This is a genomic window from Pseudomonas lutea (assembly GCF_000759445.1).
In the GTDB taxonomy this organism is placed as follows: Bacteria; Pseudomonadota; Gammaproteobacteria; order Pseudomonadales; family Pseudomonadaceae; genus Aquipseudomonas; species Aquipseudomonas lutea.
Genome location: NZ_JRMB01000001.1, coordinates 372,030 through 397,972 on the forward strand (window position 1 = coordinate 372,030; position 25,943 = coordinate 397,972).

Here is a 25,943-nt window from a genome sequence, read left to right on the forward strand (position 1 = left end):
CCTATGGCTTGGGATTGGCCGTGTTTTTGGTCACCAGTCGCAATCCACTCGCTACACTGCCCACGGCCGCAAAGCCCGCACCGATGCTTAACGCCAGCACCGGCCCGTGGCTGCTGGAAATGCCGAAGCTCAGCGCCACCAGAGCGGCGCCAGTCGCCTGACCGATCAAGCGTGCCGTGGCAATCGTGCCGCTGGCCCCGCTGGAGCGCTCCTTGGGGGCGCTGGTCATCAGCGCTTTCTGGTTCGGCGCCTGAAAGAAGCCAAAGCCGATGCCGCACAGCACCATTCGCGCGGTGATCGAGACCACGCTGGCGTCGGCCGGCATGCTCGCCAGCGACAGCATGCCCAGGCACAACATGGCCAGCCCGATACCGCCCAGCAACCCTGGCGGATACCGGTCGGACATCCGCCCGGCGACCGGCGCGATCATCGCCACCACCACCGACCAGGGCGTCATCAAAAACCCGGTCTGCACCGGGTCGCGACCCAGCGTGGTCTCGAAGAAGAACGGCAGCGAGACAAAGGCCAACCCTTGTGTGGCGAAGGAGCAGAAAGCGGTCAGGGCCGACAGCGCGAACATCGGACGCTTGAGCAGGTCCAGCGGAAACATCGGCGCGGGGTGCCCGGCTTCACGCTTGAGCATCAGCGCGCCGCCCACGAGAAAGATCGCCAGCGCGATCATCACACTGCTCATCGAACCCAGCTGAGCCGCCTGACTCAAGGCGAAAATCAGCGCGCCGAAAGTGATCACGTTGAGCATCGCCGTCAGGCGGTCGAAGGGCAGGGAGCCAAGCCGGGTGACAGGCAGGGAGTTCCAGGCAAACACTAGCGCGAACAGGCCGATGGGCAGGTTGATCGCGAACAGCCATGGCCAGCTCGCCACTGACAGCACCAGCGAGGCAACGGTTGGGCCGATGGAAAACGACCTACCGACCACCAGCGCATTCATGCCCAACCCTCGGCCAAGCCGCTCATGGGGAAAGATCGAGCCGATCAGCGCCGCGTTGACGCTCATGATCGCGCTCGCGCCGACGCCTTGCAGCACGCGGGCGATGATCAGCGAGGGCAACGACCAGGCAAGCGCGCACAGCGCCGAGGACACCACGAACAGAATCAACCCGCCCAGGTACACCCGGCGATGGCCGAGCACACCGCCCAGCGCGGCAAACGGCAATAGGGTCGCCACCGCTGCAAGCTGGTAGGCATTGATGATCCAAACCGAGGCTGCGGGTGACGCGTGTAAATCGGCGGCAATGGCGGGGAGGGCGGTATTGGCGATGGCCGTGTCGAGAGTCGCCAGGGCAATGGAGATCAAAATTGCGGCCATGCCGCGAAATTCACGGGGCGTCAGTTTGTTACCGACGCGGGGAGAATCCTCAATGACGGGCTGGACCATTATCGACAACGCTCCGAAATGAAATTCAGGCAGACCTGCGGGCGCAGGCAGAGGCGCGATGGTGCCGTGTTGTTAGCAAGCTACGCAATCAAAGATACGCGAGGTGAGCGCAAAGCATATTGCGCCGGCACACGGCAGGAGTGCTGCAGGAATAACAAGGCCCGCATACCACTTTAGGAGCCGGCTTGCTGGCGAATGCCATGTGTCGGTCGCCTTTTTCCCGACTGACTCGACACGTTCGCCGCCAAGCCGGCTCCTACGGACGGCGCTAGACAATAAATCCGTAACCGGAACTCAGTAGCAAGCCTTAACTGTCAGCCGTATCAATGTCCTTATCGACCTCACCGGTTTGTCGCGCCGCTTTGGTCGTGTCCGGTGACTCATGCTCATGGGGCTCGAAATCAGGAGTAAAGCTGTTCTTCTCACCCTCCGCAGCACCGTTGTTTTCCTGCGTCTGCGTTGCATCAGGCGCCTGGCCCTGCGACCCGCTTTGCTGCTGTTTCAACGCATCGTTCTGCGCCAGGCTGCTGTCCGGAGTCTCGGGATTGATCGCCGGGTCATTGCGATTGAGGGATGGATCATTGTTCTGGGTAACCATATGCACCTCTTCTGTCATATCCCGTTCTGGGGACTTAACGATTCGAGGGCAACGGCGGGCAAGGGTTCGATCAAAGTGCTGATTGGCATCGTCTGACAGACTGTTATTGTCAGCGCCGGTCAGCGTCATCAGGTTGCCCAAGCGGGTGACGCGAAGCGTCTGGCACTGCATTGCCACGCAGAGCGTGGGAACGATCACAAAAATCAAACGCTTCCCGGCTGAAGCCGGTCCCACCGGTGCCCGCGGTTTGTGAGTGGGACCGGCTTCAGCCGGGAAAGCCAGTCGCACAGGCGTGCGCGGTTTCCTAGTGGGACCGGCTTTAGCCGGGAAGCTTTTGATCCGCTCGTGATCCGCTTTTGATCTTCGTACGCAGGAAGTTCAGCCGACACCCATCGCGACTTTGGTGCAGGCCGAACGCAGACGACGCGGAGTGGGTCGAGCCGCATGGATGCGGCGAGAGCGCCGTCAGGACATGGATGTCCGTTCGGCGCGGGCCCACGGAGTGTCGTCGGAGTGAGGGAACCCGACGAAGTCGGGCCCAACCGAGAGCAGGCACCCTTGGTTACTTGGGGTGCGTTTTCCAAGTAACTCGCCGAAGGCGAAACAGTCTGCCCCCAGGCAGACGCTCTTGATCTTGATCTCCAAGCCCCAGCGCTGCTGTCAGATAACGGCGAGAATCGCTGCAGTAACAGCCTCGATATTCCCCTTGTTCAACGCCGCCACACAAATCCGCCCCGTATCCAACGCATAAATCCCGAACTCATTGCGCAAGCGATGAACCTGCGGCGTCGTCAGACCCGAATACGAAAACATCCCCCGCTGGCGCGCCACAAAACTGAAATCCTGCCCCGCCGCGTTATTCGCCAGACGCTGCGTCATCTCCTCACGCATCGCACGAATCCGCTGACGCATCTCGCCCAACTCCTCCTCCCACTTGCTACGCAACTCAGGGCTGTTCAACACCGTCGCAACGATAGTCGCCCCATGGGTCGGCGGGTTGGAATAGTTCGTGCGGATCACACGCTTGACCTGAGACAAAACGCGAGCCGTTTCCTCTTTCGAATCGGTCACGATCGACAACGCGCCGACCCGCTCGCCGTACAGCGAAAAAGACTTCGAAAATGAGCTCGAGGCGAAGAAAGTCAGGCCGCTGTCGGCAAATAACCGAACCGCCGCCGCGTCTTCCTCGATGCCATCACCGAAGCCCTGATAGGCCATGTCCAAAAACGGCACATGCCCCTTGGCCTTGAGCACCTCAAGCACCTTTTTCCAGTCTTCCAGTGTCAGGTCGACACCGGTCGGGTTATGGCAGCAGGCGTGCAGCACGACGATCGAGCCCGACGGCAGGTTCTGCAGGTCTTCGAGCATGCCGGCGCGGTTCACGTCATGGGTGGCGGCGTCGTAGTAGCGATAGTTCTGCACCGGGAAGCCAGCGGTCTCGAACAGCGCCCGGTGGTTTTCCCAGCTCGGGTCGCTGATCGCCACCACGGCGTCGGGGGACAATTGCTTGAGGAAGTCAGCGCCGATTTTCAGAGCACCCGTGCCGCCGACCGCTTGCACCGTCATCACCCGGCCCGAGGCCAGCAGCGGCGATTCGGCACCGAAAAGCAGCGTCTGCACAGCCTTGTCATAGGCGGCGATGCCGTCGATCGGGAGGTAACCGCGTGGCACGTGTTGAGCAACACGATTCTCTTCCGCTTCGACAACGGCGCGCAGCAGCGGAATTTTCCCTTCTTCGTTGCTGTAAACGCCCACACCCAGGTTGACCTTGGTCGTGCGGGTATCGGCGTTGAATGCTTCGTTGAGGCCCAGGATAGGATCGCGTGGTGCCATTTCGACAGCGGAGAACAGGCTCATTGTGCGGGGGCTCTGAGTGAGGAGTGAATGGGTCGCGTCGCTCCAGCCGATTGCACTAGAGCGGTGCACAAACGGGGAGCTAGTATAGAGACCCACGCCGGTGCGGGCGACAGGCCGGGGGCGGTTTTTCAGGGTTTTCGGGAAAAATTTTCGACCGTTAGTCCAGTGCCGCGGACTAATCTGCCATGGCGGCTTGAAAGGCGGGGAGGTCGACTCCATTTGTAGTCCCATCACTTTCTCTTATGTACGTCTTTTCCGTGACGGGATCAGTCGTCCGTGCTCAATTGCGTTGCTGCAGGACTTGTCCCGCGTGTCTGGTCCGACAGCAGCCTGTCCAGAGGTACGTTATGTCCGAGTTTCAACTCGTTACCCGTTTTGAGCCGGCCGGTGATCAACCGGAGGCGATTCGTCAGTTGGTCGAAGGCATCGACGCAGGGCTGTCGCACCAGACGCTGCTGGGTGTGACCGGGTCGGGCAAAACCTTCAGCATCGCCAACGTGATCCAGCAAGTGCAGCGCCCGACCCTCGTGCTGGCGCCGAACAAGACCCTGGCCGCCCAGCTGTATGGCGAGTTCAAGGCCTTCTTCCCCAACAACTCCGTCGAGTACTTCGTTTCCTACTACGACTACTACCAGCCGGAAGCCTACGTGCCGTCGTCCGACACCTTCATCGAGAAGGATGCGTCGATCAACGACCACATCGAGCAGATGCGCCTGTCGGCGACCAAAGCGCTGCTGGAGCGCAAGGACTCGATCATCGTCACCACGGTGTCGTGCATTTACGGCCTGGGCAGCCCGGAAACCTATCTGCGCATGGTGCTGCACGTCGATCGCGGCGACAAACTCGACCAGCGCGCGCTGCTGCGTCGCCTGGCCGATCTGCAATACACCCGTAACGACATGGATTTCGCTCGGGCAACCTTCCGGGTGCGCGGCGACGTGATCGATATCTTCCCGGCAGAATCGGACCTCGAAGCCATCCGCATCGAGCTGTTCGACGACGAAGTGGAAAGCCTCTCGGCGTTCGATCCGCTGACCGGTGAAGTCATCCGCAAGCTTCCGCGCTTCACGTTCTACCCGAAAAGCCACTATGTAACGCCGCGCGAAACCCTGCTCGACGCGATGGAAGGCATCAAGGCCGAGCTCAACGAGCGCCTCGAATACCTGCGCGGCGCCAACAAGCTGGTGGAAGCGCAACGCCTGGAGCAACGCACTCGCTTCGATCTGGAGATGATCCTGGAGCTGGGTTACTGCAACGGCATCGAAAACTACTCGCGCTACCTGTCGGGCCGTCCTTCCGGGGCGCCGCCGCCGACGCTGTACGACTACCTGCCCGCCGACGCGCTGTTGGTCATCGACGAGTCCCACGTCAGCGTGCCGCAGGTCGGCGCTATGTATAAGGGCGACCGCTCTCGCAAGGAAACGCTGGTGGAGTATGGCTTCCGCCTGCCGTCGGCGCTGGACAACCGGCCGATGCGCTTCGACGAGTGGGAAAACGTCAGCCCGCAGACCATCTTCGTATCGGCGACGCCGGGCCCCTATGAGGCCGAGCACGCTGGACGTGTGGTCGAGCAGGTCGTGCGTCCGACCGGGCTGGTCGATCCGCAGATCGAGATCCGCCCGGCGTTGACTCAGGTGGACGACCTGCTTTCCGAAATCCACAAGCGCGTGGCGATCGAGGAGCGGGTGCTGGTGACTACGCTGACCAAGCGCATGTCCGAAGATTTGACCGATTACCTGGCCGACCACGGCGTCCGTGTGCGTTACCTGCACTCGGACATCGACACCGTCGAACGCGTCGAGATCATCCGCGACCTGCGCCTGGGCACCTTTGATGTGCTGGTGGGGATCAACCTGCTGCGCGAAGGCCTGGACATGCCGGAAGTCTCGCTGGTGGCGATCCTTGATGCCGACAAGGAGGGCTTTCTGCGCTCCGAGCGCTCGCTGATCCAGACCATCGGCCGTGCTGCGCGAAACCTCAACGGCCGCGCGATCCTCTACGCCGACCGTATCACCGGCTCCATGGAACGTGCGATTGAAGAGACCGATCGTCGCCGCGAGAAACAGATCGCGTTCAACCTGGCCAATGGCATCACGCCGAAAAGCGTGATCAAGGACGTTGCCGACATCATGGAAGGCGCGACCGTCCCTGGCTCGCGCAGCAAGAAGCGCAAGGGCATGGCCAAGGCCGCCGAGGAGAACGCCAAGTACGAAGCCGAACTGCGCTCGCCGAGCGAGATCACCAAGCGCATCCGTCAACTGGAGGAAAAGATGTACCAGTTGGCGCGCGACCTGGAGTTCGAAGCCGCGGCGCAGATGCGCGACGAAATTGGCAAGCTGCGGGAGCGGTTGCTGGCGGTTTAACAGCAGTGGTGAAGATAGTTGCCCCTTGCCCGCATTAGCGTGTGGGGAAGGGTGCGGCTGCCGTCAATGCGGGATGGGGGTTCGTGGGTGCCGTTCGTGTCGACGTACAGGCTGCTCAGAGTGTTGCGCTGTTGTTGCAGCAGGCGCAGGCCGTCCCATGTTAAAACCGTTTGGCCAAGCAATTGGCCTTGTTGGTCGTGTTCGCGTTTTGCCGATGCGTCGGCCCAGTGGGTCGTAGTTCATGCGCACGACGTGGCCGTTCGGGTTGCGCACTTCGATGAGGCGGCTGTCGGCGTCGTCGGCAAACCGTTGGGTGCCGTGCCGGGCACTGCGTTTTTCGATCATCCGCCCGAAGCCGTATTAGCCCCACCAACCGCCCCCGGCATACACCCACCGATCCCGCCGATCGCAACAGCAATCCTCGCCACCGCCACCGCCACCGCAGTAATGGCCCCTTTAGCCGCAACCTCAAGCACACCTCCGAGGATGTCGGCCATCATCGAAGTGTGAGACAGGGCGTCTCCAAGGCGGGCTGCGTTGAGAGGCTGACATGCGAAAATCTAGAGTGCATCAGCGAGATACAGGTGACATTCATCCTCTGAGATGAATATCACCTGTCGGACGTCTTTTTTGAAGCAGGGAGAGATGAGGAGAGGTCGCAGGTCTTCATCGGCAATCGCAGTGTGTAAAAAAACCACCAAGTTTGATCGTTCGGCAAGCACAACCCTGCCCTTGAAAATCAGCGTTTTGCCTTTGTGCGCGACTAGGTTATTGGCAACGTAGTACCACTCAGCCGAGAGCCAATGTTCGACATCCTTAATGCTGTCGAGTGTTTTTACATGTATTGCTTCAGTGCTCAGCTTACGCATTTCAAAAAAAACGGCGGCTTCGTCTGCGTTTTCCGGAAGCTCTTTTTCGTTCAAACCTTTGAAAAGGTATTTATTCTTCATTCAATTCGGTATGTCATAGAAAATATGACCGTCCGCTCCGTTGTTGTACTACTTAAGTCGAGTAGACAGGCTGTTGCCAATGTCCTCGCACAACGAACTTAGCCCGTTGTCGGCGCCCGTTTTGATCATCGCAACGCCGACTATCACTCCCACTACCGCGCCTGACACACATACCCCGACGGTGCCGGTCGCCTTCGTAATGCCTTCCCGCCACCACGGCAGCCGTCGCCAGGGCAGTGATTGTCACGTTAGCCGCAACCTCAAGTACACCGCCGAGGATGTCAGCTATCATCGACGTGTGGGAAAGAGCGTCGCTCAGGAGGTCCGGGTAGACGAAGTTGGACATATAAAAGCATTAAATTGGTAGTTTTCATATGTCTGAACCAACGTCAGAAGGGCAAACCTCCTCTAATAGCTCTCATTTTTTGAATATCTGCGCCTTGTTTGTTCAAGTATTGCAGTGCGTCTTCTAATTTCGGGAATGTCAGTACCTCTTCTTCCGCGTAGTCCTCAAATACATCGAACTTAGATTCATCGATCATCAAAAAGTAAGTTGAGTAGACCCCCTTCTCTTTTTTTATTGCGTATTGGAATAGATACTTGATTGAGTTGATCAGGCGGACCTCGTCATACCCTCTCCGTTTGCCTGCTTCTAGAGCTTTTACCAAGTGCTCCATGGGGTGTCCTCAGCCGGTAATGTCGATGCGAACCATCGTTCCATCTGCGCGCTTGATGTTGATGTGAGGGAACTCGCCGTGTCCTGTTCCTTTAGGATCGTCATGTCCGAAAACACGACCGGTAGCTTTGTCTATTGGATAATCCTTTCTATAGCGGACTTTGCCGTCTTTCTTCTTGAACTGCTCCATCTTGTATTTTTTCCTGATTTCCGTTGCATCCTGTGGCCCAATACCCCGTACCTTCTGGGCGCCTGGGAATGCTTCCGTCACCAACTCGTGGGCTTCGGCCTTGGATTTCACGCTGACTGTTGTTTTCTGGGGACCATTACGTAGAGCGTTTACATTCTTGTCGCAAGCCGCCAAGCCCAGCGGATCGATCCATTCAATAGGATTCGGCGCGTACTGATAGAGATTAATCCCACCCGCCAGCCCAATCGGGTCCGGCGTCGTAAACCTTTCCACATCCGGGTCATAAAACCTGAAGGTGTTGTAGTGCAGTCCGGTCTCGCGATCAAGGTATTGGCCCTGAAATCTGAGATTCTGTTCCTCGATGAAGTACGGCTCGCGGACCTCTTCGGCGTTGTTTCCCCAGACCTGGTAACGGGCGTGCCATACGACATGGCCGTCAGATTCGGTCAGTTGTTCGGGCAGGCCGTTAAGGTCGTTGTGGTAGTAACGAATTTTTTGCAGGGCGCCGCTTCCGTCGATGCGAGCGAGGGGCTCGTGGCTGCCGTCGGCGTACACATACAGGCTGGTCAGGCTGTTGCGCTGTTCGTGCAGCAGGCGCAGGCCGTCCCAGGTGAAGACCGTTTCGCCGAGCGATTGGCCGTGTTGATCGTGTTGGCGTTTGCCGATGCGTCGGCCCAGTGGGTCGTAAGTCATGCGCACGACGTGGCCATTGCTCAGCGTAATTGCCTTGCCCCACGCTCCAATTTTCTAAAGGCTATGACAAATAAGTGCTGCACTCTTGAAATCCGAGAGTTTCAACCAAGGCGCTAAAATGCCAGTTTCCTTCGCCTGCTCTCAAATGTAATCTGCCATCCTCTTGGGTTACGAAAAAATGGGAGTAAGAAATATTACGCCAGTTTTTTATAGATAGGTCAGTTGCATTGCTGCCGAGGAGTTTGATCACGATTACATCATAATTATGTCCGTGAGCTCCCCATTTGGGTATTTCGATTGAAGGCTTCTGCATAGTGTGCAGGTTAATGCTAAACCTACCTTCGACATCAAGCCCTAGTTGGCCGATCAGGATCTTCTCTTTGAGTCCATCAGAAAATATTTTTTTTAAAAACAAGTTATTATTTATGTGGTCTAGAATATTCATTCCCAACTCCTAAAAATTATAATTCCCGTGAGTTCCAGGAACATAACCTGTCCCTACGTTCTCTATTGGCCTTACGTTGAAGTGGGGTTCTCCGCCATGTCCCGGTGTCGCTTTTGCATGACCTAGGCTGTGTTCCTGGATAACAATGGTCTCTCCGCGATTGTTTAAATAATAGTACTGCCTAGTTTTTAATGGCACTCCATTTTGAATAATCACATTTTTATCTCCATCCATTAGCTCAGGTCGCGTTAAGTTAGATGGTTTCTGGTTCACTGGAATCCCAGCATCCCGCTTAGCCTGCCTGAACGCATCTCGCCGGCTCTTCGCTTGATAAGAGGTTTTTTTGTTGGGCGTACAGCTTAAACCGAGGGCATCCACCCACCCAACCGGATTCGGCGCGTACTGATAGAGATTTATCCCACCCAGCAACCCAATCGGGTCCGGCGTCGTGAACCGTCCCACATCCGGGTCGTAAAACCGGAAGGTGTTGTAGTGCAGTCCGGTCTCGCGATCAAGGTATTGGCCTTGAAATCTGAGATTCTGTTCCTCGATGAAGTACGGCTCGCGGACCTCTTCGGCGGTGTTGCCCCAGACCCGATAACGCGCGTGCCACACGACATGGCCGTCAGATTCGGTCAGTTGTTCGGGCAGGCCGTTAAGGTCGTTGTGGTAGTAACGAATTTTTTGCAGGGCGCCGCTTCCGTCGATGCGGGCGAGGGGCTCGTGGCTGCCGTCGGCGTACACATACAGGCTGGCCAAGCTGTTGCGCTGCTCGTGCAGCAGGCGCAGGCCGTCCCAGGTAAAGACCGTTTCGCCGAGCAATTGGCCGTGTTGATCGTGTTCGCGTTTGCCGATGCGTCGGCCCAACGGGTCGTAAGTCATGCGCACAACGTGGCCGTTCGGGTTGCGCACTTCGATCAGGCGGCTGTCGGCGTCGTAGGCAAACCGTTGGGTACCGTGCCGGGCACTGCGCTTTTCGATCATCCGCCCGAAGCCGTCGTAGCGATAACGCTTGTCCTGATACGTCAGCAGTCGGTTGTGCACGACCCGCCCGGCGCGGGATTGCGGGCCGTCGAGCAGGTTGGCGGCGGCGTCGTAGGCGAAGGTTTCGCTGTGGCCCTGAGGGCTGTCCTGACTGACCATGATCCGCGCCGTCGCGTCGTAGTGCAGCAGCGTTCGCTGGTCACGCTGGCGGTTGCGATGCAGTCGTCCGATCAGGTTGTCGGCGGGGTCGTATTCAAATTCCTTGCTCGATTCGGCAGGCAGTTGCGGCGGTTGATGAGTAGCCCGACGCAACCGGGAACGCAGACGCCCGGTGCGGTCGTACTGACTGCGCGTGCTGATCTGTCCCTGGCTGCGCAGCACTTCGCGATGCAGACGATCACGTTTGAAGTCGCTGATGATCTGCCCGTCGAGATTGATCTGGTGCAGATGGCCGCTGCCGTAATGCAGGCGATTGAGCCACCGGCCATCAGGCAGTAGCGTTTGAGTCAGGTTGCCCAGTTCGTCGTAGTGATGCTGCAACGCACCAGCCGCCGAGTGCTCGCTGACCAACTGGCCCATCGGGTCGTAGGCAAATCCCAGCTTTTGTGGGTGGCCCAATTCATCGGTAAACGCGACCTCAATCAGTTGATCCAGCGGGTCGTAACGGTACTCAGTGCGCCCGTCGGCAGTGACTTTTGCGATCAGGCGGCCCACTCCGTCGCGTTCCAGTAAATGAACACTCGAAGCCGCAACGCGCTGGTTTTCATCGGGCGCAGGCAGCTGTTCCATGCGAACCGGGTGACTCAGCGCGTCGTAGCCATAACGCCGCTGGCTGCCATCCAGATCTTGCTGCGTTATCAGCCGATCAGCGGCATCCCAGACAAAGCGATAACTCTCGCCATTCTCGTTGGTCAGCGCCTGCAACCGGCCGAAGGCGTCGTAGCTGAACTGCACTTGGCGCTTGTGCGCGTCGAGGCGTCGCCGTACCTGACCCCGGCGGTCGTACTCATAGCTTGTGGTATCGCCGGACGGGTCGGTATAACCGGTGAGCAATCCGCTGGCATCACGCGAGTAATGTTCGGCCCGACCATCCGCCAGCTGACTGCGCAGCAGCCACCCTTGGGCGTTGTGCTGATAAAGCGTGCGCTCGCCCAGCGCGTCGGTGATGCCTTGCAGATAACCGCGTTGGTCATAGCTGAAGGCCGTCGGATAACCCGAGCAATCCACGTGCCGAATCAACTGGCCGAATTCATTCCAGCGCAGCTGTTTGCGCTTGCCGATGGCGTCGATGATTTCGGTCATCTGGCCACGTGCGTCGTAGCCATAGCGCGTGACATGCCCCAGCGGGTTGGTCTCCTGAGTGCAATTGCCACGCGGGTCGTAGCGGTATTGCCAACTGTTGCCGGCGGCGTCGGTTTCAACCAGGGGCAACGACCAGTGCTCCAGCCAGACCGTGGAATCACTGCGTCCAAGCGGGTCCTCGGTGGCACTGAGATTGCCAGCGTCGTCGTAACTGTACGACCACTTGCCGCCTTGTGGATCGACAGCAGAGAGCAACTGACGCTCGTCGTTCCAGGTAAACTCCCAGGTCTGGCCAAGATTGTCGGTGTACCCAATGATCTGATGCTGACTGTTCCACAGCCGCGTGCTGCGCCGGTTCAGGCTGTCGGTGATCTGCGTGCTGCCAGCGTCCAGGTGGTAGTCGAAGCGGTACTCATCGCCTTCGTCAGTCCAGTGACGAACCACGCGCCATTCGAGCCCATCAATCAGCATCCATTGATAAAAACAGCGCAAGCCGGTCGGCAGTTGATGCTCGACCATGCGCCGCCTGCTGTCGTAGGCAAAACGACGCTGTACCGTGCCAGAGATATCGCGAACCTCGGCCAGGTCGCCTACAGCGTCGTAGGCATAGCTCGCCAGAGTTTCCCGGGTCTGATCGCTGAACACGCGGTAGACACGTTCAACTCGTCCTGGCCATTGCGCCGAATACGCCAGCGATACGCATAACGCATCAAACGTATCGCGCAGTTGAGCCAGCCGACCTTGCGCGTCGTAATCCAGATAAATGCGGTTGTCGTTGCGGTCACCCAACTGAGTCAGGCGCAGCAACGAAGAAACCCCTGGCGTCGGCTCGAACAGCCGATAGATCCCGTCCTCGCTCTCGATCAGCAACTGACCATTGCCATGCCGTTTCACGGCCAGCCCTTCGCCTGCGCTGAATACCGCGCCGCCAAGCGGGATCGCCCCCATGTCGATGCTGCGCGCCTGCTCATCGATGTAGATCAGCCGTTCGCCGCCCTGCGGATGGGCTTTGATGTGCACACTGACCTCGAATGCCACGCTCCAGCCCGCGCCGAACAGACCATCGCTGCGCTCATCACGGCTGCTGTAAAAGCGCTGCCACTCAATGGGCAGGATGCCCGGCAGCACGAAGTCCAGCTCTTCAACGCCGCCCAGAACCTTGGCGCCGGTCGCGGCGTGGACCGGATTTGGTGAACCGGCGATGGCGTTGGTCAGCGCACCCATGGCCGAACTGACGACAAAAGCATTCACGCCGCTGAGCAGCATGCACGGCAGGTTGCTGAGGAACTTGCCCTTGCTGCCCTTGAGCATCATCAGCGCGGTGATCGCCAGGCCAACCCCGGGCGTCTTGCCGCTGCGGATTTCCCGCACCACCACCTTGCCGCCGCCGATGCGCACGTTGGGCGATATCAGCCCCGAGGACACGACTGTCGCGTCGCACGTACTGCGGTCGCCGCTGCGCACGGCGGGCTGGCCATTGATGGTGACCTTGTCCGAACCTTCGGCAAGCATCTGGGGTGGCATCGGCGGGTGCCGCGTGCAGAGCACCAGGTCCAGCGGCTTGGGCACGACGCCCGGGCCCGGCGTCGCGACGGTGGGGCGCCACATCTGTGCGAAGAACCCCTTGGCCATATCGAGAAAGCCCGGTTCCTCCCGGGATTCGTGTCCCTCGGCTTCTGCAATGTCAGGTGAGCCCGCTGGCATCTGCTTCGAGGGCACGCTCCCTGCCGCGCGCGCGGCGGGAATGCCGTTGATGAACGTGTCGGTGGAGCCCGTCGAAATATTCGCCTGAGGCGTGGGCGGGAACAAGCCGTTGGCGATGTCCTCGCACAACGAACCGAGGCCCTTGTCGGCCCCGGTCTTGCTCATCACCACACCGACAACCAGTCCGACCACCGCGCCCAGCACGCAGGCGCCGATGCCGCCGGTGGCCACCGTAATTCCTGTCGCCGCGACCACCGCAGCGGTAGCCAGTGCGCCGATGGCAACGTTGGCAGCCACCTCCAGCACGCCCCCGAGAATGTCGGCCATCATTGAGGTGTGCGACAACGCATCGCCCACCCGAGCGGCCCAGAGTGCGTCAGACATTCCTTGTCCTGCTATTTGAGAAACGGCGTAATCTAAACGCTTTGAGCTGCGTTGTCTGAACTCAGAAACAAAAAAGGAGCAGGGTCGGCGCTTTTCAGAAGTGGACTACAACACTGTGCCTTCATTTCTACGGATTGGAAAAAGATGCTTGATGAACTCGGCATCTTCCGGTTCGCTGGCCAGCCGGTCCACTGGGCAAAAACGGCCAGGGCGATCAGCACGACCACATCGTCGCGATCATGGCCGGCCATGATCGCGCAGCATTCGCTGGAAGACACGGTTAGTTCGTTCCCGGCGGGGAGGGCGGGGCCGCCAGTCCTTGCATTGCCACGATTGTGCGGCCCGTCAAGCACCGACGCTGGAGCCGCGCAGGCCGCGCCTGTTAAGATTCGCGGCTTGTTCGACCTATCCGGGATTTTCCATGACCACCGTCCGCACCCGCATCGCGCCATCGCCCACCGGCGACCCTCACGTTGGCACGGCCTACATCGCGCTGTTCAATTATTGCTTCGCCAAACAGCACGGCGGCGAATTCATCCTGCGCATCGAAGACACCGATCAACTGCGCTCGACCCGCGAGTCGGAACAACAGATTTTCGACGCCTTGCGCTGGCTCGGCATCGAGTGGAGCGAGGGGCCTGACGTCGGCGGCCCCCACGGCCCGTATCGCCAGAGCGAACGCGGCGATATCTACAAACAATACGTGCAGCAACTGGTTGATGCCGGCCATGCCTTCCCGTGCTTCTGCACCGCCGAAGAGCTTGACCAGATGCGCGCCGAGCAGATGGCCCGTGGTGAAACCCCGCGTTATGACGGCCGCGCGCTGCTGCTTCCCAAAGAAGAAGTCGAGCGTCGCCTGGCTGCAGGCGAGCCCCATGTGATCCGCATGAAGGTGCCGAGTGAAGGCGTGTGCGTGGTGCCGGACATGCTGCGCGGCGACGTCGAAATCCCGTGGGACCGCATGGACATGCAGGTCCTGATGAAAACCGACGGACTGCCGACCTACTTCCTGGCCAACGTCGTCGACGACCATCTGATGGGCATCACCCACGTCCTGCGCGGCGAAGAGTGGCTGCCGTCGGCGCCCAAGTTGATTCTCCTGTATGAATACTTCGGCTGGGAAAAGCCGGCGCTGTGCTACATGCCGCTGCTGCGCAATCCCGACAAGAGCAAGCTCTCCAAGCGCAAGAATCCGACTTCGGTGACGTTCTACGAGCGCATGGGCTTCATGCCCGAGGCCATGCTCAACTACCTTGGCCGCATGGGCTGGTCGATGCCTGACGAGCGCGAGAAGTTCTCGCTGGACGAAATGGTCGAGCACTTCGACCTGAGCCGTGTGTCGCTGGGCGGGCCGATTTTCGACATCGAGAAGCTGTCGTGGCTCAACGGCCAATGGCTGCGTGAGCTGCCGGTGGAGGAGTTCGCCAGCCGCGTGCAGACCTGGGCGTTCAACAGTGACTACATGATGAAGATCGCGCCCCATGTGCAGGGCCGCGTCGAAACCTTCAGCCAGATCGCGCCGCTGGGCGGCTTCTTCTTTGCTGGCGCTGTGACCCCGGACGCCAAGTTGTTCGAGCACAAGAAGCTTTCGCCAGAGCAGGTGCGTCAGGTCATTCAGCTGATCCTGTGGAAGCTCGAATCGCTGCGTCAGTGGGAAAAGGACAGGATCACAGGTTGCATTCAGGCGGTGGTCGAGCACCTGGAGCTCAAGCTGCGCGACGCCATGCCATTGATGTTCGCGGCCATCACTGGTCAGGCGAACTCGGTATCGGTCACTGACGCGATGGAGATTCTGGGCCCGGACCTGACCCGCTTCCGTCTGCGCCAGGCGCTGGACATGCTCGGCGGCGTGTCGAAAAAAGAGAACAAAGAGTGGGAGAAAGTGCTCGGCGCCATTGGCTGACCGAGCCGTGGCCGCTGCGCAAGTTGCAGTGGCCGATCTTCGGGGGCATTTTCCGGGTGGCGGTAAGTGATTGTTATCCCGGAAAATTCTTTTGGAATTGTTTTAAAAAGAGTTTGACAGCTTTCCGGGTCGCACTTAATATGCGCCCCGTCCACACGGCAACGCAGAAACACGCGGTAACGCGGCGTCATCTGCAAGTGTATTGTGGGGCTATAGCTCAGCTGGGAGAGCGCCTGCATGGCATGCAGGAGGTCAGCGGTTCGATCCCGCTTAGCTCCACCAAATTAGAAGCTTCAAGGTATGCGTCACCGCCTCGAAGCTTGTACTGCTTCGGAACCAGCACCGATTCAGTACGCAAGGGTTACGTCCCCTTCGTCTAGTGGCCTAGGACACCGCCCTTTCACGGCGGTAACAGGGGTTCGAGTCCCCTAGGGGACGCCAGTTTTACCGAGTGATGCGCTGTTTAGGCTGATCTCCGCCGAGAGGCGTAAATCCGGGGCTATAGCTCAGCTGGGAGAGCGCCTGCATGGCATGCAGGAGGTCAGCGGTTCGATCCCGCTTAGCTCCACCAATTTCGCCAGGGTTTGTCATTGTTTCGCGACAAACCTGACTGAAGGTTTTGCGTCCCCTTCGTCTAGTGGCCTAGGACACCGCCCTTTCACGGCGGTAACAGGGGTTCGAGTCCCCTAGGGGACGCCACGATTTCTCGCTCTGCGAGACCAAGGGTCATTCGATTATTGAATGGCCCTTTTGTTTTTTCGGACCTGCCGTTCTGCGTGCGTCCAGCTTGTTGTCCCTCTTTGTACTGCCCCGCTGCGTGCGCACCCCACCTGTCGTCCATCTCAAAAGCTGGAATCGTCCTTGCCAATGCAGATGATGAAGATAATATTATCGTCATCATCCGGGAGGCGGACATGAACGATAAAAAAGCACTCACCCGAGAACGTATTCTCACTGCTGCCAGCACTGCGCTCATCGCCCGTGGGCCGGTCGAACCCAGCGTGAGCGAGATCATGGGCGCTGCCGGGCTGACCGTGGGCGGTTTCTACGCCCATTTCGACAGCAAGGAGGCATTGATGCTTGAAGCGTTTAGCCAGTTGCTGGCTGAGCGCCGCGAGATGGTCGCAAGCATCGACGATCGACTGCCGGGCGAGGAGCGGCGCGCGCTGTTGGCGGCGTTTTACCTGTCGCGCAGGCACCGTGACGCTCAGGAGCACGCGTGCCCGCTGCCGACGGCGATAGGGGAGATGACGCGGTTATCCGAAGATTTTCGCGACGCTTTGTCGGAGCATGTCGAGCTAATGGTGGCGCAGCTCGCTGCCAGCCCTGAAGAGGCCGACAAGACCCTGGCCGATATCGCCTTGATGGTCGGTGGTCTGGCGCTCGCCAGAGCCCTGGGGCCCAGCGAACTGTCGGATCGAGTGCTCAGGGCGGCCAAATCAGCGGTGCTCTGAGGCGCACAGCGCCACTGTGGGACCGGCTTCAGCCGGGAAGTGGCCAGCGCATTCACCCTCAATTTGGCGGTGTGACGGCAGGCACCCTCGATCTGGCTGCGTGACATCCGATGCCTTCCCGGCTAAAGCCGGTCCCACCGAATGCGCGCGGTGCGTTAGTGGGACCGGCTTCAGCCGGGAAGAGGCCCGTGTGAACACCCCGTGAGTCCGGCGAAGCAAGACCGTCATCGGTTTGTCCGCTGCTTTTGATTACACTGCCCGCACGATCAAGTGAAAAGGGCAGGGAATAGATGGTCTGGGATCTGGCAACGCCGTTTGTGATTGACCTGCAGGTCGGCGAAGAGGACATCGACGGACTGGGCCACGCCAATAATGCCGTCTACGTCACCTGGCTGGAACGCTGTGCATGGCGGCATTCTCAGCAGTTGGGTCTGGACCTGAGCGAGTACCGGCGGCTCGACCGGGCGATGGCCGTGGTGCGGCATGAGATCGACTACCTGGCCAGCGCCTATCAGGACGATGAATTGCAACTGGCCACCTGGATCGTGGACTGGGATCAGCGCTTGAAGATGACCCGGCGCTTTCAGCTCAAACGGCCCAGTGATGGCGTCACGCTGCTGCGCGCACAAACCACTTTTGTCTGTATTGAACTGTCGTCGGGCAAGCCAAAGCGCATGCCTGTCGAGTTCATCGACGGATACGCTCGCGGGCTACACGGCGCAGTCACCTGACGTCCGGCGCGCGTAAACCGTATCCAATCCGCCGGCCTCTGCGTAAACTGCCGGACTTTTTTTCGAGTGTGACCCATGCAAATTGCTCTGGCGCCCATGGAAGGTCTGGTCGACGACATCCTGCGCGACGTGCTGACTCAGGTCGGCGGTATCGACTGGTGCGTCACCGAATTCATTCGGGTGACTGAACGCCTGCTGCCGGAGCATTACTTCCACAAACTCGCCTCTGAACTGCTGCAGGGCTCGAAAACCCGCGCCGGCGTACCGCTTCGCGTGCAACTGCTGGGTTCGGATCCGGTGTGCCTGGCCGAGAACGCAGCGTTTGCGGCCGAGCTGGGCGCGCCGGTCATTGATCTAAACTTCGGTTGCCCCGCCAAGACCGTCAACAAGTCCCGGGGCGGCGCGGTGTTGCTCAAGGAACCGGAGCTGCTGCACGACATCCTCAGCCATGTCCGCCGTGCCGTGCCCGCGCACATTCCGGTCACCGCCAAGATGCGCCTGGGCTACGACAGCACCGAACCGGCGCTGGACTGCGCGCGTGCGCTGGAAGCCGGCGGCGCCGAGCACATTGTGGTTCACGCTCGCACCAAGGTTGACGGCTACAAACCGCCTGCGCACTGGGAGTGGATCGGCAAGATTCAGGACGTGGTTAGAATCCCGATCATCGCCAATGGCGAAATCTGGACCGTTGAGGACTGGCGACGCTGCCGCGAGATCTGCGGAGCCCGCGACATCATGATCGGTCGCGGTCTGGTGGCGCGCCCTGATCTGGGCCGACAGATTGCTGCCGCGCAAGCCGGACGCGAGGTGGTGGCCATGACGTGGGCTGAATTGCAGCCGCTCTTGCGTGATTTCTGGCTGCAGGCGATGGCCAAGATGACCCGCGTTCAGGCACCGGGCCGGCTCAAGCAGTGGGTGGTGTTGCTGACCAAGAGCTACCCGGAAGCCACCGTGCTTTTTGACGCGTTACGCCGTGAAACCGACTGCGAGCGGATCAGCCTGATGCTGGGTGTGAAGGTGTCGGAAGCTGCCTGAAAATTTTTTTTGAAGGACTCTTGAAACGTAAATGGCCGTCCCTATTTTGGGATTACGCGATGCCGAAGTCGGGTCGCGGAGATAACCACTTGCTGATTTATCAGGAGATTTTCAAATGACTACTGCATTTTCCCTGGCTCCACTGTTCCGTCACTCGGTTGGCTTTGACCGCTTCAACGATCTGTTCGAATCGGCGGCCCGCAACGAGTCGGCCAGCAGCTATCCTCCCTACAACGTCGAGAAACACGCTGACGACCAATACCGCATTGTCATCGCGGCGGCGGGTTTCCAGGAGGAAGATCTGGAGCTGCAAGTCGAGAAGGGCGTGCTGACCGTCACTGGCAGCAAGCGCGAGAACACGGCAGAAGGCGTGACCTTCCTGCATCAGGGCATCGCCCAGCGTGCCTTCAAGCTGTCGTTCCGCCTGGCTGACCACATCGAGGTCAAAAATGCTGCTTTGGCCAACGGCCTGCTGAACATTGACCTGCTGCGTCTGGTGCCTGAAGAAGCCAAGCCAAAACGCATCGAAATCAATGCCCAGAAAGCGCTGGCTCACTGATACCGAGTCAGACAAGAAGGCGCCCTGCGGGGCGCCTTTTTTTGCGCGTTCAGCCACGAATCACCATGCACGCAACCAATGTCGTGGCGCGCTTGCCCGCGTATGCAGGGCGTCAGGCGATTGATTCGTCACAGCCAGAACGCCTTCGCAGGCAAGCGCGCTCCTACAACGGATCTGCTTAACGCCTACGGATTAGGGCCCGGATGAGGTCCGTAGGAGCCGGCTTGCTGGCGAACGCATCAGGTCAGGCGGCCAATTCGTCACAGGCAAAATGCCTTCGCGGGCAAGCGCGCTCCTACAACGGATCTGCGTATCGCCTATGATTTTTGGCACGGATAAGGTCCGTAGGAGCCGGCTTGCTGGCGAACCCATCAGGTCAGGCGGTTAATTCGTCACAGGCAAAATGCCTTCGCGGGCAAGCGCGCTCCTACAACGGATCTGCGTAACGCCTACGGATTAGGGCCCGGATAAGGTCCGTAGGAGCCGGCTGCTGGCGAACGCATCAGGTCAGGCGACTAATTCCTCACAGGCAAAATGCCTTCGCGGGCAAGCGCGCTCCTACAGTGGGTCTGTGCAATGGCCATGATTCTAGGCGCGGATAAGGTCCGTAGGAGCCGGCTTGCTGGCGAACGCATCAGGTCAGGCGGCTAATTCCTCACAGGCAAAATGCTTTCGCGGGCAAGCGCGCTCCTACAACGGATCTGCGTATCGCCTACGAATTAGGGCCCGGATGAGGTCCGTAGGAGCCGGCTTGCTGGCGAACGCATCAGGTCAGGCGACTAATTCCTCACAGGCAAAATGCCTTCGCGGGCAAGCGCGCTCCTGCCATGGGCCTGTACAAGGCACACAACTTTCGGCGTGCTTAAGGCGTTTACGGTTGTTCCGGCTGTGCCATCTGCGCATCAAGCAATGCCATGAACGCACGCGCTGCGTTGGACAACGTGCGCTCGGTGTGGACGATATAGCCCAACTGCCTGCGCAGCTGGATGCCCGGCAGCGGGATCGGCGTGACCTGTTCGTCCAGCATGGTGCGGGGCAGTACGCTCCAGGCCAGGCCGATGGACACCATCATTTTGATCGTCTCCATGTAATTGGTGCTCATGGCGATATTTGGTTTCAGGCCCTGCGCTTCACACAATTTACTGACGATGTGATGCGTGAAGGTATTTTCGCCGGGAAATACCGCAGGGTAGCGGGCGATGTCCGCCAGGCTGACATTGGCCTGAGTGGCCAGCGGGTGCTCTGGCGCTGCAACGAAGTCCAGCGGGTCGTCCCAGACCTCCACTGCTTTGACGAGCGCGTGCGGCTCGGGCGCGAGGGTGATCACTGCCAGCTCTGCCCGACCGTGCAGAATCTCTTCGTAGGCCACTTCCGAATCGAGAAACTGAATGTCCAGAGCGACCTCCGGATAGGCCTTGGTAAAAGCCCTCAGTAATGACGGAAGCCGGTGCAAGCCGATATGGTGACTGGTCGCCAGGGTCAAGCGCCCTGTGACCTCGCCGGTGAGGTTGGTCAGCGCCCGCCGCGTGTCATCGAGCACGTTGAGAATCTGATAGGCACGCGGAAGCAGGGCACGGCCCGCCTCCGTCAGGCTGACTTCGCGGCCCAGCCGGTCAAACAGGCGCACGTCCAGCTGCTGCTCCAATCCGGCAATGCGCTTGCTGACCGCAGGCTGAGTCAAGTGCAGGCGCTCACCCGCCGCAGAGAAGCTGCCCATCTCGGCAATGGCGATAAAAGCATTGAGGTTTGCCAGATCCATCTCGGATTCCTGTTGGTTATGCAAAGCATGAAAAATATGAATTTGAGTTATTTAACCATATTCCATAGCATTGCCCCCCACAAGCCAAGGGTCTTTACGGTGTCATCGTGACATCGCTGGCCGGGGCATAGAAATACGCTGATGAGGAACCGTCTGATGGCCGGCAAAACGCTCTACGACAAGCTCTGGGATTCGCATTTGGTCAAGCAGCGCGACGATGGGTCGGCGCTGCTCTACATCGACCGTCACATCATTCACGAAGTGACCTCGCCCCAGGCGTTCGAAGGCTTGCGTCTGGCCGGCCGCAAACCCTGGCGCATCGACGCCAACGTTGCCACCGTTGACCACAACGTGCCGACCACGCCCGACCGCAAGGACGGCGTCGATGCCATCGTCGATCAGGTGTCGCGTCTGCAGGTCAAGACCCTCGACGACAACTGCGATGAGTACGGCATCACCGAATTCAAAATGAATGACGTGCGTCAGGGCATTGTTCACGTCATTGGCCCGGAGCAGGGCGCGACCTTGCCGGGCATGACCGTGGTGTGTGGCGACTCCCACACCTCGACCCATGGCGCATTCGGCGCGCTGGCGCACGGCATCGGCACTTCGGAAGTCGAACACGTCCTCGCAACCCAGTGCCTGGTTGCCAAGAAGATGAAGAATATGCAGGTCAAGGTCGAAGGCAAGTTGCCGTTCGGCGTGACGGCCAAGGACATCGTGCTGGCGATTATCGGCAAAATCGGCACCGCCGGCGGTAATGGCCATGCCATCGAATTCGCCGGCAGCGCCATCCGCGACCTGTCCGTCGAAGGCCGCATGACCATCTGCAACATGTCCATCGAAGCCGGCGCCCGCGTCGGGCTGGTAGCAACGGATGAGAAGACCATTGCCTACGTCAAAGGTCGTCCTTTCGCGCCGACTGCCGATCAATGGGACGCCGCCGTGGAAGCCTGGAAGGACCTGGTATCCGACGAAGACGCGGTATTCGACACGGTGGTCGAACTGGACGCTACCCAGATCAAACCGCAAGTCAGCTGGGGCACTTCGCCTGAAATGGTCATCGCTGTCGACCAGCATGTGCCGGACCCGGCGCAGGAACCCGACCTGGTCAAGCGCGGATCCATTGAACGCGCGCTGAAATACATGGGCCTGAAAGCCAATCAGGCGATTACCGATATTCAGCTCGACCGCGTATTCATCGGCTCCTGCACCAACTCGCGGATCGAAGACCTGCGCGCCGCAGCAGACATCGCCAAAGGCCGCAAGGTGGCCTCGACCATCAAGCAGGCGATCGTGGTACCCGGTTCAGGACTGGTGAAGGAACAAGCCGAGCGCGAGGGGCTGGACAAGGTCTTCATCGAAGCCGGTTTCGAGTGGCGCGAACCCGGGTGTTCGATGTGCCTGGCGATGAACCCGGATCGCCTGGAAAGCGGCGAGCATTGCGCGTCGACCTCCAACCGTAACTTCGAAGGCCGTCAGGGCGCCGGCGGCCGCACGCACCTGGTGAGCCCGGCGATGGCGGCTGCAGCAGCGGTCAACGGCCATTTCGTCGACGTTCGCACCATGAGCCAGGCATAAGGAGCCCAGCATGAAGCCTTTTACTCAACACACCGGCCTTGTCGCTCCGCTGGACCGCGCCAACGTTGACACCGATCAGATCATCCCCAAGCAGTTCTTGAAGTCGATCCGCCGCACCGGTTTCGGTCCCAACCTGTTTGATGAGTGGCGTTACCTGGATGTGGGCCAGCCCTATCAGGACAACTCCAAACGCCCGCTCAACCCGGACTTCGTGCTCAACGCCGAGCGTTACCAGGGCGCCAGCGTGTTGCTGGCCCGCGAAAACTTCGGTTGCGGCTCCAGTCGCGAGCACGCGCCGTGGGCACTGGAAGAGTACGGCTTTCGCAGCATCATCGCGCCAAGCTATGCCGACATCTTTTTCAACAACAGCTTCAAGAACGGCTTGCTGCCGATCATCCTGAGCGAAAGCGAAGTCGATGAGCTGTTCAAGGTGGTTGAGGCCACACCGGGTTATCAGCTGAACGTGGACCTGGCGGCGCAGACCGTGACCCGTGAAGACGGCAAGGTCTATCACTTCGAGATCGATGCCTTCCGCAAGCACTGCCTGCTCAACGGCCTGGACGATATTGGGCTGACGCTGGTGGACGGCGAGGCGATCGCGGCGTTTGAAAGCAAACATCGCGCTTCGCAGCCTTGGCTGTTCAGGGATGCGTGATTGATGGGCGCTCTGTAGGAGCCGGCTTGCTGGCGAACTCGCGGTGTCAGGCGACGCGGTGGTAACTGAAAAGCCACATTCGCCAGCAAGCCGGCTCCTACAGACGGCATGGCACCTGCTTACACAATCGGCGCTCATCGAGCGCCGATGCACTTATTGAAACGAGGACGTTATGAGCAAGCAGATTCTGATTCTCCCAGGCGATGGCATCGGTCCGGAAATCATGGCCGAGGCGGTCAAGGTGCTGGAACTGGCCAGCGAGAAGTACCAGCTGGGTTTCGAACTGAGCCACGACGTTATCGGCGGCGCAGCCATCGACAAGCACGGCGTGCCGCTGGCAGATGAGACCCTGGCGCGGGCCCGTGCCGTTGACGCGGTGTTGCTGGGCGCGGTGGGCGGTCCGAAGTGGGACGCCATCGACCGTGACATCCGCCCCGAGCGCGGTCTGCTGAAGATCCGCTCGCAACTGGGCCTGTTTGCGAACCTGCGTCCGGCCATTCTCTATCCTCAGCTGGCTGATGCCTCAAGCCTGAAACCCGAGATCGTTGCCGGCCTGGACATCCTGATCGTTCGCGAGCTGACCGGCGGCATCTACTTCGGCGCCCCACGCGGCACCCGCGAACTGGAAAACGGCGAGCGTCAGTCCTACGACACATTGCCGTACAGCGAGGGCGAGATTCGTCGCATCGCCCGTGTCGGCTTTGACATGGCCCGCCTGCGTGGCAAAAAGCTCTGCTCGGTGGACAAGGCCAACGTGCTGGCGTCCAGTCAACTCTGGCGTGAAATCGTGGAACAGGTCGCCAAGGACTACCCGGACGTGGAACTGAGCCACATGTATGTCGACAACGCCGCCATGCAACTGGTCCGCGCGCCAAAGCAGTTCGACGTCATCGTCACCGACAACATGTTCGGCGACATTCTCTCCGACGAAGCGTCGATGCTCACGGGCTCCATAGGCATGCTCCCTTCGGCGTCGCTGGATTCGAACAACAAGGGCATGTACGAGCCTTGCCACGGTTCGGCGCCGGACATCGCCGGCAAGGGCGTGGCCAACCCGCTGGCGACTATCCTGTCGGTGTCGATGATGCTGCGTTACAGCTTCAACGAACACACCGCCGCCGAGGCCATCGAAAAAGCCGTGAGCCTGGTTCTCGATCAAGGCTTGCGCACCGGTGACATCTGGTCCGAAGGCAATGCCCGGGTCGGGACGCAGGAAATGGGCGACGCCGTAGTCGCCGCGCTGCGCAATCTGTAATATCTCGGGCCCACGGCTGTCCGGTTGAGCCCTGTTGGTTCTCGGCAGCCGAGGCCCCACTTTTAATTAAGGTGTAGTTGCGATGAAACGTGTAGGTCTGGTCGGTTGGCGCGGTATGGTCGGTTCCGTGCTCATGCAGCGCATGCTGGAAGAGCAGGATTTCGATCTCATTGAGCCGGTTTTTTTCACCACCTCCAACGTCGGTGGCCAAGGCCCGTCGGTGGGCAAGGACGTGGCGCCGCTCAAGGATGCCTATAGCATCGACGAGTTGAAGACCCTCGACGTGGTGCTGACCTGCCAGGGCGGCGACTACACCAACGAAGTGTTTCCCAAGCTGCGTGAAGCCGGCTGGCAGGGCTACTGGATCGACGCTGCCTCTTCCCTGCGCATGCAGGACGATGCGGTGATCATCCTTGATCCGGTCAACCGCAAGGTCATCGACCAACAGCTGGACGCGGGCACTCGCAACTACATCGGCGGCAACTGCACCGTTAGCCTGATGCTGATGGGCCTGGGCGGGCTGTTCGAGGCCGGTCTGGTGGAGTGGATGAACGTGATGACCTATCAGGCGGCATCCGGTGCAGGCGCGCAGAACATGCGCGAGCTGATCAAGCAAATGGGTGCGATCAATGCGTCGGTGGCGGATGAACTGGCCAACCCTGCCAGCGCGATTCTGGACATCGACCGCAAGGTGGCTGACGCCATGCGCGGTGAGGGTTTCCCGACCGAGAACTTCGGTGTGCCGCTGGCCGGCAGCCTGATTCCGTGGATCGACAAAGAGCTGCCGAACGGTCAGAGCCGGGAAGAGTGGAAAGGCCAGGCCGAGACAAACAAGATCCTCGGCCGCTTCAAGAGCCCGATCCCTGTCGACGGCATCTGTGTGCGCATTGGCGCCATGCGCTGCCACAGTCAGGCGTTGACCATCAAGCTGAACAAAGATGTGCCCATCGCTGACATCGAGGGCCTGATCAGCCAGCACAATCCATGGGTGAAGTTGGTGCCGAACAATCGGGAGGCGAGCATTCAGGAGTTGAGCCCGACGTCGGTGACCGGCACGTTGAATATTCCGGTAGGACGTCTTCGCAAGCTCAACATGGGTTCGCAGTATCTGGGGGCGTTTACGGTGGGTGACCAGTTGCTGTGGGGCGCGGCTGAGCCATTGCGGCGGATGCTTCGGATTCTTCTGGAGCGGTGATCCTGCGTTCGCGCTAGACCTGCGGCGTGGTTAGTACGCCAGGATCAAGAGCGTCTGCCTAAGGGCAGACGTTTCGCCTTCGGCGAGTTACTTGATAAAGCCCCAAGTAACCAAGGGCTTGTGCTCTCGGTTTGGCCCGACTCCGTCGGGTTCCTTCACTCCGGTCCCGCTCCGTGGGCCCGCGCCGAACGGGCATCCATGCCCTGACGGCGCTCTCGCCGCATCCCTGCGGCTCGACCCACTGCGCGAGACCTCCATTCAGCCTGCACCCAAG

Annotated in this window: 19 protein-coding genes, 4 tRNA genes and 3 pseudogenes; 14 read left to right on the forward strand and 12 right to left on the reverse strand. The window is 59.8% G+C overall.

All coding sequences use genetic code 11. From position 1 onward, the window contains the following. Position 1: 1 nt before the first annotated feature. The 3 genes from LT42_RS01510 to LT42_RS01520 all read right to left on the reverse strand — a co-directional run bounded on the left by LT42_RS01510 (position 2) and on the right by LT42_RS01520 (position 3,851). A complete protein-coding gene (locus LT42_RS01510) occupies positions 2–1,327 on the reverse strand; it encodes an MFS transporter (RefSeq protein WP_037012750.1) in 1,326 nt (441 codons plus the stop codon). Positions 1,328–1,703: 376 nt separating this feature from the next. Next, positions 1,704–2,123, reverse strand: coding sequence for a hypothetical protein (locus LT42_RS01515; protein WP_152597569.1), 420 nt, complete (start codon positions 2,121–2,123; stop codon positions 1,704–1,706). 531 nt (positions 2,124–2,654) lie between these two features. After that, a complete protein-coding gene (locus LT42_RS01520; protein WP_037009324.1) occupies positions 2,655–3,851 on the reverse strand; it encodes an amino acid aminotransferase in 1,197 nt (398 codons plus the stop codon). A gap of 347 nt (positions 3,852–4,198) precedes the next feature. Between LT42_RS01520 and uvrB the strand changes: the two genes are divergently transcribed. Continuing rightward, positions 4,199–6,214 carry an excinuclease ABC subunit UvrB gene (gene uvrB, locus LT42_RS01525; RefSeq protein WP_037009325.1) on the forward strand — a complete coding sequence of 672 codons (2,016 nt, stop codon included), beginning with the start codon at positions 4,199–4,201 and terminating at the stop codon, positions 6,212–6,214. Positions 6,215–6,273: 59 nt separating this feature from the next. Here the strand turns inward: uvrB and LT42_RS25070 are convergent. From LT42_RS25070 to LT42_RS25570, 8 genes and pseudogenes are all read right to left on the reverse strand, one after another. Further along, positions 6,274–6,568 (reverse strand): annotated as a pseudogene (locus LT42_RS25070) (RHS repeat domain-containing protein); the annotation flags it as partial. 206 nt (positions 6,569–6,774) lie between these two features. Continuing rightward, positions 6,775–7,164, reverse strand: a complete 390-nt coding sequence (locus LT42_RS01530; RefSeq protein ID WP_037009327.1) for a hypothetical protein — start codon at positions 7,162–7,164, stop codon at positions 6,775–6,777. 66 nt (positions 7,165–7,230) lie between these two features. Next, positions 7,231–7,510: pseudogene (locus tag LT42_RS26120) on the reverse strand (hypothetical protein); the annotation flags it as partial. 43 nt (positions 7,511–7,553) lie between these two features. After that, positions 7,554–7,841 (reverse strand): hypothetical protein, encoded by a 288-nt coding sequence (locus tag LT42_RS01535; RefSeq protein ID WP_037009328.1) that lies wholly within the window; start codon positions 7,839–7,841, stop codon positions 7,554–7,556. Positions 7,842–7,850: 9 nt separating this feature from the next. After that, positions 7,851–8,741: pseudogene (locus LT42_RS01540) on the reverse strand (RHS repeat domain-containing protein); the annotation flags it as partial. 43 nt (positions 8,742–8,784) lie between these two features. Beyond that, positions 8,785–9,168, reverse strand: coding sequence for a hypothetical protein (locus tag LT42_RS01545; protein WP_052074955.1), 384 nt, complete (start codon positions 9,166–9,168; stop codon positions 8,785–8,787). A gap of 9 nt (positions 9,169–9,177) precedes the next feature. After that, positions 9,178–13,542: an RHS repeat-associated core domain-containing protein gene (locus LT42_RS01550; protein ID WP_081955276.1), complete on the reverse strand. Its 4,365-nt coding sequence runs from the start codon at positions 13,540–13,542 to the stop codon at positions 9,178–9,180. A gap of 32 nt (positions 13,543–13,574) precedes the next feature. Beyond that, a complete protein-coding gene (locus LT42_RS25570) occupies positions 13,575–13,820 on the reverse strand; it encodes a hypothetical protein (RefSeq protein WP_152597570.1) in 246 nt (81 codons plus the stop codon). 143 nt (positions 13,821–13,963) lie between these two features. Here LT42_RS25570 and gltX point away from each other — a divergent pair, with 143 nt between their 5' ends. From gltX to LT42_RS01595, 9 genes are all read left to right on the forward strand, one after another. Further along, positions 13,964–15,445, forward strand: a complete 1,482-nt coding sequence (gltX, locus tag LT42_RS01555; RefSeq protein WP_037009330.1) for a glutamate--tRNA ligase — start codon at positions 13,964–13,966, stop codon at positions 15,443–15,445. A gap of 206 nt (positions 15,446–15,651) precedes the next feature. Then, positions 15,652–15,727: transfer RNA gene (locus tag LT42_RS01560), tRNA-Ala, on the forward strand. Positions 15,728–15,810: 83 nt separating this feature from the next. Then, positions 15,811–15,886, forward strand: a tRNA-Glu gene (locus LT42_RS01565). 54 nt (positions 15,887–15,940) lie between these two features. Then, a tRNA-Ala gene (locus LT42_RS01570) sits at positions 15,941–16,016 on the forward strand. Between the two features lie 52 nt (positions 16,017–16,068). Further along, a tRNA-Glu gene (locus tag LT42_RS01575) sits at positions 16,069–16,144 on the forward strand. Between the two features lie 215 nt (positions 16,145–16,359). Beyond that, complete coding sequence (locus LT42_RS01580) at positions 16,360–16,899, forward strand: TetR/AcrR family transcriptional regulator (RefSeq protein WP_037009331.1); 540 nt, start codon at positions 16,360–16,362, stop codon at positions 16,897–16,899. Between the two features lie 290 nt (positions 16,900–17,189). After that, complete coding sequence (locus LT42_RS01585) at positions 17,190–17,630, forward strand: acyl-CoA thioesterase (protein ID WP_037009333.1); 441 nt, start codon at positions 17,190–17,192, stop codon at positions 17,628–17,630. Positions 17,631–17,705: 75 nt separating this feature from the next. Further along, positions 17,706–18,665, forward strand: coding sequence for a tRNA dihydrouridine synthase (locus LT42_RS01590; RefSeq protein ID WP_037009335.1), 960 nt, complete (start codon positions 17,706–17,708; stop codon positions 18,663–18,665). A gap of 115 nt (positions 18,666–18,780) precedes the next feature. Next, on the forward strand, positions 18,781–19,224 hold the full coding sequence (locus LT42_RS01595; protein ID WP_037009337.1) for an Hsp20 family protein: 444 nt from the start codon (positions 18,781–18,783) through the stop codon (positions 19,222–19,224). Between the two features lie 871 nt (positions 19,225–20,095). Here LT42_RS01595 and LT42_RS01600 read toward each other — a convergent pair. Beyond that, positions 20,096–20,983 carry a LysR family transcriptional regulator gene (locus LT42_RS01600; protein WP_037009338.1) on the reverse strand — a complete coding sequence of 296 codons (888 nt, stop codon included), beginning with the start codon at positions 20,981–20,983 and terminating at the stop codon, positions 20,096–20,098. Between the two features lie 156 nt (positions 20,984–21,139). Between LT42_RS01600 and leuC the strand changes: the two genes are divergently transcribed. From leuC to asd, 4 genes are all read left to right on the forward strand, one after another. Continuing rightward, positions 21,140–22,564, forward strand: a complete 1,425-nt coding sequence (gene leuC / locus LT42_RS01605; protein ID WP_037009341.1) for a 3-isopropylmalate dehydratase large subunit — start codon at positions 21,140–21,142, stop codon at positions 22,562–22,564. Positions 22,565–22,574: 10 nt separating this feature from the next. Continuing rightward, positions 22,575–23,219 (forward strand): 3-isopropylmalate dehydratase small subunit, encoded by a 645-nt coding sequence (gene leuD, locus LT42_RS01610; RefSeq protein WP_037009344.1) that lies wholly within the window; start codon positions 22,575–22,577, stop codon positions 23,217–23,219. Positions 23,220–23,391: 172 nt separating this feature from the next. Further along, the gene (leuB, locus tag LT42_RS01615; protein WP_037009346.1) at positions 23,392–24,474 is read left to right on the forward strand and encodes a 3-isopropylmalate dehydrogenase; all 1,083 of its coding nucleotides are present in this window, start codon (positions 23,392–23,394) and stop codon (positions 24,472–24,474) included. A gap of 82 nt (positions 24,475–24,556) precedes the next feature. Then, positions 24,557–25,669: an aspartate-semialdehyde dehydrogenase gene (gene asd, locus LT42_RS01620; protein WP_037009349.1), complete on the forward strand. Its 1,113-nt coding sequence runs from the start codon at positions 24,557–24,559 to the stop codon at positions 25,667–25,669. The last annotated feature ends 274 nt before the right edge of the window (positions 25,670–25,943 follow it).